We start from the raw sequence: 13,331 nt of genomic DNA, 5'->3' as shown, positions 1-13,331 counted from the left end.
CGGACCAATGGTCCGGGGCTTCCGCCGTTCTCGGGGTCAAGCGCGTACTGCCCCGACCACGCGCCACGACCCGGCCCGCTGGCGGTAGCGCGCCTCGAATCCGCGGTGTTCGAGCACGGCGACCATCGCATCGGGCGAGTGCACGTAGCCGCGATAGGTCTTTCGCTGCAGCCGCATGAGCAGATTCCCGGATGCCGCGGCGAGCCTGGTCAGCGGATCGCGAGGCGGGTGGGTGAAGACGACCACTCGGCGTGCTCGTCCTGCGGCAGCCGCGAGCAGGCGGGTCGCGTCGGGATAGCAGCAGACGACCCGATGGAGGATCACCACGTCCGCCACGTCGACGGCCTCCGGATGCAGCGCGAGGTCGACGCCGATGCGCCGAGTCATGGCATGCGCCGTACCGGCCTTCGCGGCGACCCGCCCGGCCACCTCTTCATAGGCGCTCGAGAGCTCGAGGTTCACGGAGGCGGATGCGCCGCGCTTGATCAACTCGATCTGGATCTCGCCGATGCCCCCGCCGATCTCGAGCACGGTGGCGCCCTGCACCCCGACCTCGTCGGCCAGGAACTCGACGATGCGCCGCTCGGGGGGCGTCAGTCCGTCCTTCGCATACCGCCGGGCGATTCGCTCGGCGAAGCGTCCGGTGAACACCGGCTCGTAGCGGTCTGCGCCATCTGCTGCATCGACGCAGCAATCGTCCATGGTGCAAGTATCGACCCAGCGGGAGACGAATGCACCAAGCGCGCGTCAGGCCGCCGACGCCGACCGCTGGAACTCGAGCAGCTCGACGGAGACCGTCACGTTCGCCGGCGCGGCGTCCGGTTCGACCGCGGCCGCAGCCTCTGCACCCGAGTGATGCGCGGCGGGGCCCATTCCCGCGAGCAGTCGACGACCGGCGGCGTCCACGCCGAGATCGTACTCGAGCGAATGCACGTCCGAGGCAGTGAGGCCGTCGACCGCGAGCTGCTCCACTAGGCGACCCGACTTGCCGGGCGGAACATCGAGCATGAGCCCGGCCACGCGAAGCTCGCGCAGGTGCCGTTCTGTGGGCACGATCACGAGAAGCCGGCCACCCGGGCGCAGGATCCGCGCGAACTCGGCGCCGTTCCTCGGCGCGAACACGTTGAGCACCAAGTCGGCCGTCGACGAGCGAAGGGGGAGTGGCCGCCAGATGTCGAGCACGACACCCGTCTCACCTGGCAGGGCGCGGAGACTCGCGCGAACGGCATCGGGGGAGCGGTCGGCGAGGAGGAAGCGCGCGTCTGGGATGACCCGGGCCAGCTCGGCCGAGTAGTGACCGGTGCCGCATCCCAGGTCGGCGATGCGCGGGGCGGCATCCGACGAGCCGGCGGAGGCCTGTGCGAGACGTGCGAGCGCGTCGGAGATCGGTTGGTACGCACCCGAGCCGAGCAGCGCGGCGCGTGCGTCGAGCATCGACCGGTCGTCGCCGACCGTGCGTGGCGCCTTCGGTGGCAGGAGCGTGAGGAACCCGTACTTCGACCGGTCGAACCGATGGCCGTTCGTGCAGCCGAACGTGCGGTCACCGACGGGGGCGAGATCGCTGAAACAGTTCGGGCACCGAAGCCAGGTCGAATCGATCGACATGGCCCGGTGCCCGAATCCGTCAGTCAGCCAGTCAGTGGTGGCCGTCGTGGCCTGCCTCGAGCTCGCCCTTGGTGACTGGCGCGATGCGGTCCTCGAAGAACCAGCGCGACAGCGAGGCGCGGAGGCGCTGGCCGACGGTGATCTTGCCGCGCGCGTTCGGCCGGATCATGAGCGGCTCGTAGGTCTCGAAGTCCACGAGCTTCCATCGGTCGTACTCGTCGAGCGGCTGGTGCACCTCGATGAACTCGCCGCCGGGCAGCTTCACGATGCGGCCCGACTCGTAGCCGTGCAGCACGATCTCGCGATCCTTCTTCTGCAGGGCGATGCACACGCGCTTCGTGATGAAGTACGCGATGAACGGTCCGATGATGACGACGGCCTGAAGCGCGTGGATCACGCCCTCCATCGTGAGCGAGAAGTGGGTCGCCAGGATGTCGGAGCTCGCCGCGGCCCAGAGGCCCGCGTAGAACGTGACACCGGCTGCGCCGATCGCGGTGCGGGTCGGCGCGTTCCGCGGGCGGTCGGCGATGTGGTGCTCGCGCTTGTCGCCCTTCACCCAGGCCTCGATGAACGGGTAGATCAGCACCGCCATGATGAAGCCGCCGAGCACGAGGATCGGCACGATGATGTTGAACGACCACGTGCGGTCGAGCCAGACGAACTCCCAGCCGGGCGGCACGAGACGGAGGGCGCCGTCGGCGAAGCCGATGTACCAGTCGGGCTGGGTGCCCGCGGAGACGGGGGAGGGGTCGTATGGCCCGTAGTTCCAGATCGGGTTGATCGTGAACATCGAGGCGATGAGCGCCAGCACGCCGAAGATGATGAAGAAGAAGCCGCCGGCCTTGGCCGCGTAGATCGGCAGGATGGGCGGGCCCACCGCGTTCTGCTGGGTCTTGCCGGGGCCTGCATACTGCGTGTGCTTGTGCACGACGACGAACACGAGGTGGATCGCCACGAGCGCGACGACGAGGGCCGGGAGCAGCAGGATGTGCAGCGTGTAGAGGCGACCGACGATCGCGGTGCCCGGGAACTCTCCGCCGAAGAGGAGGAACGAGGTCCAGGTGCCCACGACGGGGATGCCCTTGATCATGCCGTTGATGATCGCGAGGCCGTTGCCCGAGAGCAGGTCGTCGGGCAACGAGTAACCGGTGAAGCCCTCTGCCATCGCGAGGATGAAGAGCGTGAAGCCGATCACCCAGTTCAGCTCGCGCGGCTTGCGGAACGCACCCGTGAAGAAGATGCGCAGCATGTGCAGGCCGATGGCGGCGACGAAGAGCAGCGCGGCCCAGTGATGCATCTGGCGCACGAAGAGGCCGCCGCGGATGTCGAAGGAGATATCGAGGGTCGACGCCATCGCGACCGACATCTCGACGCCCTTGAGAGGAACGTACGAGCCGTTGTAGTGCACCTCGGCCATCGACGCCTGGAAGAAGAACGTCAGGAAGGTGCCCGAGATCAGCACGACCACGAAGCTGAAGAGCGCGACCTCACCGAGCAGGAACGACCAGTGGTCGGGGAAGGCCTTGCGACCGAGCTCCTTCACGAAGCCCGCGAGGCTCGTGCGCTCGTTGACGTAGACGGAGGCTGCCGCAGTGAACGACCGCTTCTGCGGCGCGGTGGCGGACGGTGCGGTGCTCAATGGCGCTCCCAGAAGCTCGGGCCGACGGGTTCGGTGAAGTCGCTTCGTGCGACGAGGTAGCCCTCGTCGTCGACGGTGATCGGCAGCTGCGGCAGCGGGCGCTTGGCCGGGCCGAAGATGACCTCGCAGTGGTTCGTGACGTCGAACTGCGACTGGTGGCACGGGCACAGCAGGTGGTGCGTGTGCTGCTCGTACAGGGCGACGGGGCAACCGACGTGCGTGCAGATCTTGGAGTACGCGACGATGCCGTCGTACGACCAGTCCTTGCGATCGGGCAGCTCGTTGAGCTCGGCAGGGTCGAGGCGCATGAGCAGGACGGCGGCCTTGGCCTTCGCCTCGAGCTTGCCGTGCTCGAGCTCGGCGAGCCCCTCGGGGATCACGTGGAAGGCGCTGCCGATGGTGACGTCGGCGGCCTTGATCGGCGTGCCCGACGGGTCGAGCGTGAGCCGGCTGCCCTTCTGCCACATCGTGTGGCTGAGCAGCTCGACGGGGTTCTCGTCCTGCGGGGCGAAGCCGCGGAAGAGCACGATCGCGGGGAGGGGGAACACCAGCAGGGCGCCGATGAGGCTGTTGCGGATCGCGGTGCGTCGCGTGAAGCCCGACTCCCGGTCAGCGTCGGCGAACACCTGCGCCGCGGCGGCCTGGGTCTCGGGCGAACCGCCGATGGGGTGCCGCTCGTCGGCGAGCTCCACCTCGGCCATGACCGCCTTGCCCCAGTGCACCACGCCGAAGCCGATGCCGAGCAGGGCGAGCGTCGCACCGAGGCCGAAGAACATGTTGTTCAGGCGGACCATGCCGACGTCGTTGGACTCGATCGGGAAGAGCATGTACGCCGCGATCGCCCAGATGCTGCCGAGGATCGACAGGTAGAAGAGCGTGTAGACGGTGCGCTGGGCGCGCTTGTCGCGCTTCGGGTCCTCATCGGTCACCCGGGGCCGGTGCGGCGGGAATCCGGGATTCTCGAACGCGTCGGCGGCGATCACCGCGGTGCCCGGCGAAACGTTCGAGTCGTGCGCGGCGTGCGACGAGTCTGCAGCGGCGACTTCCGCGCCGCTGTGGTCGTCCTGTGCCATGGTTCTCCTTCTGGGTCTTCTTCGTGCCGGGCTGCCGCTAGTTGGACTTCGCCGTGATCCACACGGTGATCGCGACGATGGTGCCGAGACCGAAGATCCAGATGAACAGGCCCTCCGAGACCGGGCCGAGCGAGCCGAGCTCGAATCCGCCGGGCGAACGGTTGTCCTGGACGTACTTGAGGTACGTGATGATGTCGCGCTTGTCCTCGGGCGAGATGTTGAGGTCGTTGAAGACCGGCATGTTCTGCGGGCCGGTGACCATCGCCTCGTAGATGTGGACGCCCGTGACCTCGGTGAGCGGGGGAGCGAACTTGCCCTCCGTGAGAGCACCGCCGGCGCCGGCCACGTTGTGGCACATCGCGCAGTTGATGCGGAAGAGCTCTGCGCCGTTCGCCGCGTCGCCGCCGCCGTTGACGAGGTGGTCGGCGGGGATCTCGGGGCCGGGGCCGAGCGAGGCGACGTAGTAGGCGAGCTGCTTGACCTGCTCGTCGTTGAACTGCGGGGGCTTCTGCGGCGCCTGCGGTCCCTGCATCTGCATCGGCATGCGGCCGGTGCCCACCTGGAAGTCGACGGCGGCGGCGCCGACGCCGATCAGGCTCGGACCCGTGTCGGTGCCCTGGGCGTCGATGCCGTGACACGTCGCGCAGTTCGCCTGGAAGAGCTTCTCGCCCTCGTCGATCGTCTGCTGCGAGGTCGGGTCGTCCTCTGCCTGGGCGACGGTGCCGGCGCTGAGCGCCGCGTACGCACCGCCGGTGAAGACGAGGCCCAGGGCGAGGAGCGCGACGGTGGCGAGCGGATGCCGGCGGCCGGCGCGTCGCTTCTGGCGGGTCATGTGGTTCTTCCTGTTCACGGGCTTGCTGGACTGACGCATCGGGCGGGCCTACTTCAGGACGTAGATCACGAGGAACAGGCCGATCCAGACCACGTCGACGAAGTGCCAGTAGTACGAGACGACGATCGCGCTGGTGGCCTCACGGTGACCGAAGTTCTTGACGGCGAACACCCGGCCGATGACGAGCAGGAACGCGAGGAGGCCGCCGGTGACGTGCAGGCCGTGGAAGCCGGTCGTCAGGTAGAAGGCCGAGCCGTACGAGTTCGAGTCGATCGAGATGCCCTCGGAGACCAGCGTCGCGTACTCCCAGATCTGACCCGAGACGAAGATCGCACCCATGGCGTAGGTGAGGAAGAACCACTCGACCATGCCCCACTTGGCCGGGTTCCACCACGGACCCGTGCGGTACGGCTGGAGGCGCTCGGCCGCGAACACGCCGAACTGGCAGGTGAACGACGAGAGCACGAGGATGATCGTGTTCGTCAGCGAGAACGGGAAGTTCAGCCGATCGGCCTCGAACGCCCAGAGGTCGGGTGAGGTCGACCGCAGCGTGAAGTAGATCGCGAAGAGTCCCGCGAAGAACATGACCTCGCTGCCCAGCCAGACGATCGTGCCCACCGCGACGGTGTTCGGTCGATTGATCACGGGCGCGCTCGCCTGATAAGTGATTGAGGTGCTCGTCACGCTCCCCATTATGGCCGAAATCGCGCCGGAGTTTTCGTCATCATCCGGGGCCGTGTCGCAGCGGCGGAGGTTAGGGAACCCTAAGTCGCACTGAGCAACGCCCGAGAATCCGCCGTGAATCGGGCGGATAGGATCGGCAGCATGCCTTCGCACCAGTATTGGCCAGAGATCCTGAACTCCCTCCTGCAGGGTGAAGACCTGAGCGTTTCCGACGCCGCCTGGTGCATGGAGCAGGTCATGACGGGGGAGGCCACCGAGGCGCAGCTCGCCGCGTTCCTCGTCGCGCTGCGCATCAAGGGCGAGACGGTCGACGAGATCGTCGGCTTCCGCGATGCCGTCCTCGATCACGCGGTCCCATTGCCCGCCGATCCGATGGCGCTCGACATCGTGGGCACCGGCGGCGACCGGTTCGGCACGGTGAACGTGTCCACGATGGCGTCGATCGTTGCGGCTGCGGCGGGTGTTCCCGTCATCAAGCACGGCAATCGCGCCGCGAGCAGCGCGTCCGGCTCGTCCGACGTGCTCGCGGCGCTCGGCCTCGATCTCGCGCTCGCCCCCGAGCGGGTCGCCTCCGTCCTCGAGGACGCCGGCATCACGTTCGCCTACGCGGCCGCCTTCCATCCCGGCTTCCGGCACGCCGGCGCGGTGCGGGCGCAGCTCGGAATCGCGACGGTGTTCAACTTCCTCGGCCCGCTGTGCAACCCCGCCCGGCCCGAGGCCTCGGCCGTCGGCGTCGCCCACCTCGATCGGGTGCCACTCATCGTCGGCGTCTTCCAGACGCGCGGTGCCACGGCGCTCGTGTTCCGGGGTGACGACGGACTCGACGAATTGACGACGACCGGCCACTCGCACGTCTGGGAGGTCTCGGGCGGCACCGTGAAGGAGCACGACCTCGACCCCCGCGACCTCGGCATCGCCCGGGCGACGATCGACCAGCTCATGGGCGGCGACGCCGCGCACAACGCCGCGATCGTGCACGAGGTGCTCGCGGGCGCGCGCGGGCCGATCCGCGACATCGTGGTGCTGAACGCCGCCGCGGGCCTCGTCTCGTTCGACCTCGCGAAAGATCCGAATCAGTTCCAGCGGCCGATCCTCGATCGCTTCCGCGACAAGATGGCGGTCGCCGAAGAGGCGATCGACGGCGGTGCCGCGGCGGCGAAGCTCGAGGAATGGATCGCCGCGACCAGGCGGTGACCCCCGGCTCGACGCACGACGCGGGCCCCGTGGCATCCACGGGGCCCGCGATCGTCGTCGGTCACTCGACGTCGTCGTCGACCCAGCCGAAGGTCTTCGTCACCGCCTTCTTCCAGAGCCGCAGGCGGCGATCGCGCTCTTCGGCCCCCATGGCCGGCTCCCAACGCGAGTCCTCCTGCCAATTGGCGCGGAGCTCGTCGAGGCTCGACCAGAAGCCGACCGCGAGACCGGCCGCGTAGGCCGCGCCGAGGGCGGTCGTCTCTGCGACGACCGGACGCACCACGGGCACGCCCAGGATGTCGGCCTGGAACTGCATGAGCGTGTTGTTCGCGATCATGCCGCCGTCGACCTTGAGCTCGGTCAACTCGACGCCCGAATCGGCGTTGACGGCGTCGAGGACCTCGCGCGTCTGGAATGCCGTGGCCTCGAGCGCCGCACGAGCGATGTGGCCCTTGTTGACGAACCTGGTGAGGCCGACGAGTGCACCGCGCGCGTCGGGTCGCCAGTACGGGGCGAACAGGCCCGAGAACGCGGGCACGAAGTAGGCGCCGCCGTTGTCCTCGACCGACTTCGCGAGTTCTTCGACCTCGGCGGCCGACGAGATGAGGCCGAGGTTGTCGCGCAGCCACTGGATCAGCGAACCGGTCACCGCGATGGAACCCTCGAGGGCGTAGTGCGGGGCGTCCGATCCGAGTTGGTACCCGAGGGTGGTGAGCAGTCCGTTCTTCGAGTGGACGATCTCGGTTCCGGTGTTGAAGATCAGGAAGTTGCCCGTGCCGTAGGTGTTCTTCGACTCTCCCGGGTCGAAGGCGGCCTGGCCGAAGGTCGCGGCCTGCTGGTCGCCGAGAATGCCGGCGACCGGCACCTCCCGAAGCAGGCTCGACGGCTCGACCGTTCCGTAGACCTCGGACGAGCTCTTGATCTCGGGCAGCATCGAGCGCGGTACGTCGAAGGCGGCGAGGATCTCGTCGTCCCACTGCAGCGTCTCGAGGTCCATGAACATCGTGCGGCTCGCGTTCGTGACATCCGTCGCGTGCACGCCGCCCTCGTGGCCGCCGGTGAGGTTCCAGAGCACCCAGCAGTCGGTCGTTCCGAACAGCAGGTCGCCGGCTTCCGCGCGCTCCCGGGCGCCCGGGACGTTCTCGAGGATCCAGACCACCTTCGTGCCCGAGAAGTAGGTCGCGAGCGGCAGGCCGACCTTGTGCTTGAAGCGCTCGACGCCGCCGTCGGCGGCGAGCCGGTCGACGATGGGCTGCGTCCGGGTGTCCTGCCAGACGATCGCGTTGTAGACGGGCTCGCCGGTGTGGCGATCCCACACCACAGCGGTCTCGCGCTGATTGGTGATGCCGACCGCCGCGATGTCGTGCCGGGTCAGGTCGGCCTTGCCGAGCGCCTGGCCGATCACCTCGCGCGTGTTGCGCCAGATCTCGGCCGGGTCGTGCTCGACCCAGCCGGCCTTCGGGAAGATCTGCTCGTGCTCGAGCTGCCCCGTGGCGACGATCGATCCGGCCTTGTCGAAGATGATCGCCCGCGAGCTCGTCGTGCCCTGGTCGATCGCGAGGACGTAGTCAGCCATGAGTTCCTCTCATTCGTGCACGCCGAGCGACGTCGTGCGCACATGATTCGGTTGGGGTCGGTGCGGATGGAGTTGCCCGGCGAGCCGTCACGAGAGCACCGGCAGCAGGACGAGTGCCGCCCACCCGGCGATGAGGCCGCCGATGACGGGGCCGACGACCGGCACCCACGAGTACGACCAGTCGGAGCTGCCCTTGCCCTTGATCGGCAGCACCGCGTGCGCGATGCGCGGACCGAGGTCGCGGGCCGGGTTGATCGCGTAGCCGGTCGGTCCACCGAGCGACGCGCCGATCGCGATCACGAGGAACGCGACGGGGATGGCGCCGAGTTCGGCCGGCGTGCGCCCGTAGCTGAACCCGAGGATGACGAACACCAGCACGAACGTGCCGATGATCTCGGTGATGAGGTTCCACCCGTAGGAACGGATCGCGGGGCCGGTGGAGAAGACCCCGAGCTTGTTCGCGGCCTCGGGCTCGGCGTCGAAATGCTGCTTGTATGCGAGCCAGCAGAACACGGCGCCGATGAAGGCGCCGACCATCTGCGCGCCGATGTAGGTCGCGATGGATGCCGCGTCGATCGGGATGCCTGGAACGAAGTCGGGCTCACCCTTCGCGAGGCGGTTGACGGCGAGGCCGAGCGTGACCGCGGGATTGAGGTTGGCACCCGAGGCGTACGAGACGATGACGCCGGCGAAGACCGCGAGGCCCCAGCCGATGTTCACCATGAGGAACCCGCCGTTGTGGCCCTTGTTGCGGATGAGCGCGACGTTCGCGACGACGCCGCAACCGAGGAGCACCAGCATTGCGGTGCCGACGAGTTCCGACAGGAAGATGATGCCGAGATTCATGTACAGCCCCCTTCGATGCGGCGCTTCATCGCGGCCGCTCTGGTGTCACGATAGCCCCGTGACCCCTTCGGGGGGAACGATTGCGTCCGAGTTCGCGACGTATCGGCCTTACGGTCGAGGCCTCACGGGGCGTAGGTTTGCGAGGGAGCGCCGCGCAGGGGGCGGCCGCGCCGCGACAGGCCCCGCACGGTCACGGAAGGGGTGCCGGATGAAGAAGATCATCAATGACCCGAAGCGCGTCGTCGACGAATCGGTCGCCGGGTTCGCGCTCGCGCACGCCGATCTGGTGCGCGTCGATGTCGATCCGATCCGCGTCGTGCGGGCGGATGCGCCGATCGCGGGCAAGGTCGGGCTCGTCAGCGGGGGCGGCAGCGGCCACGAGCCGTTGCACGCGGGCTTCGTCGGCTTCGGCATGCTCGACGCCGCGGTGCCGGGTGCGGTGTTCACCTCGCCGACCCCCGATCCGATCCTCGAGGCGACGAAGGCGGTCGACGGCGGCGCCGGCGTCCTGCATATCGTGAAGAACTACACGGGCGACGTGCTCAACTTCGAGACCGCCGCCGATCTCGCTGCCGCCGAGGGCATCGAGGTGCGGGCGGTCGTGACGAACGACGACGTCGCGGTGCGCGATTCCCTGTACACGGCGGGCCGTCGCGGCGTCGCGGGCACCGTGCTCGTCGAGAAGATCGCCGGCGCTGCCGCCGAGCGGGGCGACTCGCTCGAAGAGGTCGCCTCGGTCGCCGAGCGGGTGAACGCCGCCGCCAGGTCGATGGGGCTCGCGCTCACGCCGTGCGTCGTGCCGCACGCGGGCGAGCCGAGCTTCACGCTCGCGGAGGACGAGATCGAGATCGGCATCGGCATTCACGGCGAACCGGGACGAGAGCGAGTGGGCCTCGAGCCCGCCGACCGACTGGTCGACCGCCTCCTCGAACCGATCCTCGACGACCTCCCGTACGAGGCCGGCGAACGGGCCCTCCTGTTCGTGAACGGCATGGGGGGAACCCCGCAGATCGAGCTCTACATCGCGTATCGCCGAGCCGCCGAGGTGCTCACGGAACGTGGCATCCATGTCGCCCGCTCGCTGGTCGGCAGTTACATCACGTCGCTCGAGATGCAGGGGATGTCGATCACGCTGCTGAAGCTCGACGACGAGATGATCGAGCTCTGGGATGCCCCGGTGCAGACGGCTGCACTCCGCTGGGGCCGGTGACTGGCGAAGGAGGATCAGTGGGGCTCGACATCACGTGGGCGGTCGATTGGACCCGGCGGAGCGCTGAGTGCATCAGCGAGCACCGGGTGGACCTGATCACACTCGATCGCGAGATCGGCGACGGCGATCACGGCGAGAACATGGACCGCGGGTTCGAAGCCGTCTCGGCGAAGCTCGACGACCTCGCGGCCGGATCCGTCCCGAGCGACGTGCTGAAGCTCGTCGCGACCACCCTGATCTCGACGGTCGGCGGGGCGGCGGGGCCGTTGTACGGCACGGCCTACCTGAAGGCGGCCTCGGCGGTCGCCGGTGAGGCGTCGCTCGACGGCCGCGCGATCGCCGCCCTGCTGACGGCGGGCCGCGACGGCATCGTGCTACGGGGAAAGGCCGAGGCCGGCGACAAGACGATGGTCGACGCGTGGACGCCTGCGGCCGATGCGGCCACCGCCGCCGCGGAAGCCGGCGCAGACGCGGCGGCGGTGCTCGATGCCGCGGCATCGGCCGCGGAGGCTGGGGCCGAAGCGACGGAGCCGCTCATCGCACGCAAGGGACGGGCGAGCTACCTCGGCGAGCGCTCCGCCGGGCATCGCGATCCTGGGGCGGAGTCGAGTGCGCTGCTGCTCCGCGCCGCCGCCGATGCCGCCCGAGCGGCGACCGGGGTATGACGATGCCCGGAACGGTGGGCCTCGTCTTCGTCTCGCATTCGGCCGAGATCGCTTCGGGCCTCGTCGCGCTCGCCCGGCAGATGGCCCCGACGGTCGCGATGATCCCGGCTGGCGGTACCGATGACGGCCGCATCGGCACCAGCTTCGATCTCGTGAACGCGGCGATCGCCGAAGCCGACTCCGGCTCGGGCGTCGTCGTGCTCTGCGACCTCGGGTCGGCGATCCTCACGGCGGAGACCGTGCTCGACTTCGTCGACGACGAGCTGCGGGAGCGCACGAGGATCGCCGACGCGCCGCTCGTCGAGGGGGGCGTCGCTGCGGCCGTGGCCGCGGAGTCCGGCGACCCGCTCGAGGTGGTCCTGAATGCTGCGGAGTCCGCGGCGGGTGGCGGACCGAGGGCCCCGGGCCGCGCCGAGGCCGGATCCGAGGACCGGCCGACGCGTGGCCACGGGGCATCCGGGTACTCGCGGACCGTGACCCTCGTGAACGCCGACGGCCTGCACGCCCGGCCGGCCGCCGAACTCGTGAAGCTCGCAGCCCGCTACCCGCAGCGGATCACGGTCAACGGGGCCGACGCGAAGAGCCTGCTCGGCATCATGTCGCTCGGGCTGACGAAAGGCGCGAGCCTCGAGATCGCGAGCGACGATCCGGGTGCGTCGGCCGCCGTCGACGCGCTCGCAGAACTGACGGCGACCGGGTTCGGCGAAGCCTGAACCGGGGTTCTGCGGGTTCGATCGACCCTCAGTTGCCGCCCGCCACGCGGATATCGGCGCCGGAGGTGTAGCTCGCGTCGTCGGAGAGCAGGTAGGCGACCGCGCCGGCGATCTCGTGCGGTTCGCCGGGGCGTCGCATCGGGATTCCGGGCGCGCGCTCGTCGGGCGCGTCGGGCCGGCCGGCTGCGGCGTGGATCTCGGTGCGGGTCGTGCCGGGGGAGACGGTGTTGACACGCACGCCGACCGGTCCGAACTCCTTCGAGGCGCCCGTCGTGAGTGCGTTGAGCGCCGCCTTGCTCATCGCATAGGGGATGTACGTGTTCGGGGCACCGGACTTCGCCGCGCCAGAGGAGATGTTGACGATCGAGCCTCCGACGCCGCCACGGTCGGTCGCCATGTGCTCGATCGCAGCCCGGGTGATGATGAGCGGGGCGAGCACGTTGATGCGGAACACCGCTTCGGCTTCTTCGAGCGGCACGTCGAGGAACGGGCCGATCCGGCCGGTGATGCCGGCATTGTTGACGAGACCGGTGACGCGGCCGAACGCGTCGACGGCCGACGGCACCACGGTCGCGGCGGCGTCGAGGTCGGCGAGGTCGACCTGCAGCACGAGCACCCGCGCACCGGAATCGGTGCAGCGGCGGGCGACGGCGTCGGCGTCGGCGGCACGGTCGCGGTAGGTGATCACGAGGTCGTGCCCGTCGGCGGCGAGGCGTTCGGCGATCGCTGCGCCGATGCCGCGGCTGGCGCCGGTGATGATCGTGACCGGGCGGGGGAGCGAGGCATCCGTCATCTTCCCAGCCTAAGCAGGGCCGCGAGCCTGTGGCGCGCCTCTGGTGATGAGGATGCCTCGGGGCGTACGATCTCGGTTATGGCACGCGACGCAGCGAGCCGCCCAGACGACGGCAACGCTTTCACGAGGTTCTTCGATCGAGTCGACAACGCACTCGAGCCGATCTTCGGCGCACCGCCCATCACCGAGGGCACCGACCAGGCCGATCCGCGGGAACTGCAGGAGCGACCCTGCCCCGTCTGCGGTCACGCGATCTTCGAACATACGTTCGATGACGCGAACGGCAACATCGTCATGACCTGCCCGACCGACGAACGACTGCCCGAGCGATCCATGAACGGACCGCTCAACGAGCTCGGAATGCCGGCGACGGGTCGGCGTCTCGAGCGCTACGAGGAGCGAGAAGCGACGAACTGAGCCGGGGGAACCGGGGAAACGGGGGAGTGGGGCGCGCGGGGGCGCGGGGCCCCCCGCCCCATGACGGCGGGCAGGAACGGCGAG

14 protein-coding genes and 1 pseudogene are annotated in these 13,331 nt (G+C 69.1%); 5 read left to right on the top strand and 10 right to left on the bottom strand.

The genetic code is table 11. The features are described 5' to 3' along the window. Positions 1–36 precede the first annotated feature (36 nt). The 7 genes and pseudogenes from ACWGPE_RS10970 to ctaE form a co-directional block, all read right to left on the bottom strand. Complete coding sequence (locus ACWGPE_RS10970) at positions 37–702, bottom strand: SAM-dependent methyltransferase (protein ID WP_231431066.1); 666 nt, start codon at positions 700–702, stop codon at positions 37–39. 45 nt (positions 703–747) lie between these two features. Next, a complete protein-coding gene (locus ACWGPE_RS10965) occupies positions 748–1,434 on the bottom strand; it encodes a methyltransferase domain-containing protein (protein ID WP_452048691.1) in 687 nt (228 codons plus the stop codon). A 45-nt stretch (positions 1,435–1,479) separates the two neighbouring features. Then, positions 1,480–1,605: pseudogene (locus ACWGPE_RS10960) on the bottom strand (putative RNA methyltransferase); the annotation flags it as partial. A gap of 31 nt (positions 1,606–1,636) precedes the next feature. After that, a complete protein-coding gene (gene qcrB, locus ACWGPE_RS10955; RefSeq protein ID WP_275505826.1) occupies positions 1,637–3,244 on the bottom strand; it encodes a cytochrome bc1 complex cytochrome b subunit in 1,608 nt (535 codons plus the stop codon). Beyond that, positions 3,241–4,317: a cytochrome bc1 complex Rieske iron-sulfur subunit gene (gene qcrA / locus ACWGPE_RS10950; RefSeq protein WP_231431063.1), complete on the bottom strand. Its 1,077-nt coding sequence runs from the start codon at positions 4,315–4,317 to the stop codon at positions 3,241–3,243. Before qcrA ends, qcrB begins: the two co-directional genes overlap by 4 nt. A 37-nt stretch (positions 4,318–4,354) precedes the next feature. Next, positions 4,355–5,149: a cytochrome bc1 complex diheme cytochrome c subunit gene (qcrC, locus tag ACWGPE_RS10945; RefSeq protein ID WP_231431062.1), complete on the bottom strand. Its 795-nt coding sequence runs from the start codon at positions 5,147–5,149 to the stop codon at positions 4,355–4,357. Between the two features lie 48 nt (positions 5,150–5,197). Next, positions 5,198–5,842 (bottom strand): aa3-type cytochrome oxidase subunit III, encoded by a 645-nt coding sequence (ctaE, locus tag ACWGPE_RS10940; RefSeq protein WP_231431061.1) that lies wholly within the window; start codon positions 5,840–5,842, stop codon positions 5,198–5,200. Positions 5,843–5,974: 132 nt separating this feature from the next. Between ctaE and trpD the strand changes: the two genes are divergently transcribed. Continuing rightward, the gene (gene trpD, locus ACWGPE_RS10935; protein WP_452048689.1) at positions 5,975–7,027 is read left to right on the top strand and encodes an anthranilate phosphoribosyltransferase; all 1,053 of its coding nucleotides are present in this window, start codon (positions 5,975–5,977) and stop codon (positions 7,025–7,027) included. A gap of 61 nt (positions 7,028–7,088) precedes the next feature. Here the strand turns inward: trpD and glpK are convergent, their stop codons facing one another. Further along, a complete protein-coding gene (gene glpK, locus ACWGPE_RS10930; protein WP_452048688.1) occupies positions 7,089–8,603 on the bottom strand; it encodes a glycerol kinase GlpK in 1,515 nt (504 codons plus the stop codon). 87 nt (positions 8,604–8,690) lie between these two features. Further along, positions 8,691–9,449: an MIP/aquaporin family protein gene (locus ACWGPE_RS10925; RefSeq protein WP_231431058.1), complete on the bottom strand. Its 759-nt coding sequence runs from the start codon at positions 9,447–9,449 to the stop codon at positions 8,691–8,693. A 208-nt stretch (positions 9,450–9,657) separates the two neighbouring features. On the opposite strand from ACWGPE_RS10925, the gene dhaK reads away from it, so the two are divergent. The 3 genes from dhaK to dhaM are packed head-to-tail and all read left to right on the top strand — an operon-like array spanning position 9,658 to position 12,037. Further along, positions 9,658–10,659 carry a dihydroxyacetone kinase subunit DhaK gene (gene dhaK, locus ACWGPE_RS10920; RefSeq protein ID WP_231431057.1) on the top strand — a complete coding sequence of 334 codons (1,002 nt, stop codon included), beginning with the start codon at positions 9,658–9,660 and terminating at the stop codon, positions 10,657–10,659. Between the two features lie 17 nt (positions 10,660–10,676). Then, complete coding sequence (gene dhaL / locus ACWGPE_RS10915; RefSeq protein WP_452048687.1) at positions 10,677–11,324, top strand: dihydroxyacetone kinase subunit DhaL; 648 nt, start codon at positions 10,677–10,679, stop codon at positions 11,322–11,324. Between the two features lie 2 nt (positions 11,325–11,326). After that, positions 11,327–12,037 carry a dihydroxyacetone kinase phosphoryl donor subunit DhaM gene (dhaM, locus tag ACWGPE_RS10910; RefSeq protein ID WP_452048686.1) on the top strand — a complete coding sequence of 237 codons (711 nt, stop codon included), beginning with the start codon at positions 11,327–11,329 and terminating at the stop codon, positions 12,035–12,037. Between the two features lie 28 nt (positions 12,038–12,065). On the opposite strand, the gene ACWGPE_RS10905 is transcribed toward dhaM, so the two are convergent. After that, positions 12,066–12,830 (bottom strand): SDR family NAD(P)-dependent oxidoreductase, encoded by a 765-nt coding sequence (locus ACWGPE_RS10905; RefSeq protein ID WP_231431055.1) that lies wholly within the window; start codon positions 12,828–12,830, stop codon positions 12,066–12,068. Between the two features lie 78 nt (positions 12,831–12,908). Between ACWGPE_RS10905 and ACWGPE_RS10900 the strand changes: the two genes are divergently transcribed. After that, the gene (locus tag ACWGPE_RS10900; RefSeq protein ID WP_275505821.1) at positions 12,909–13,247 is read left to right on the top strand and encodes a hypothetical protein; all 339 of its coding nucleotides are present in this window, start codon (positions 12,909–12,911) and stop codon (positions 13,245–13,247) included. Positions 13,248–13,331 lie beyond the last annotated feature (84 nt).

Source organism: Agromyces sp. NPDC055658 (genome assembly GCF_053618155.1).
Note: the sequence above shows the minus strand (reverse complement) of the source record. Positions and strands in the feature narration are given on the sequence as shown.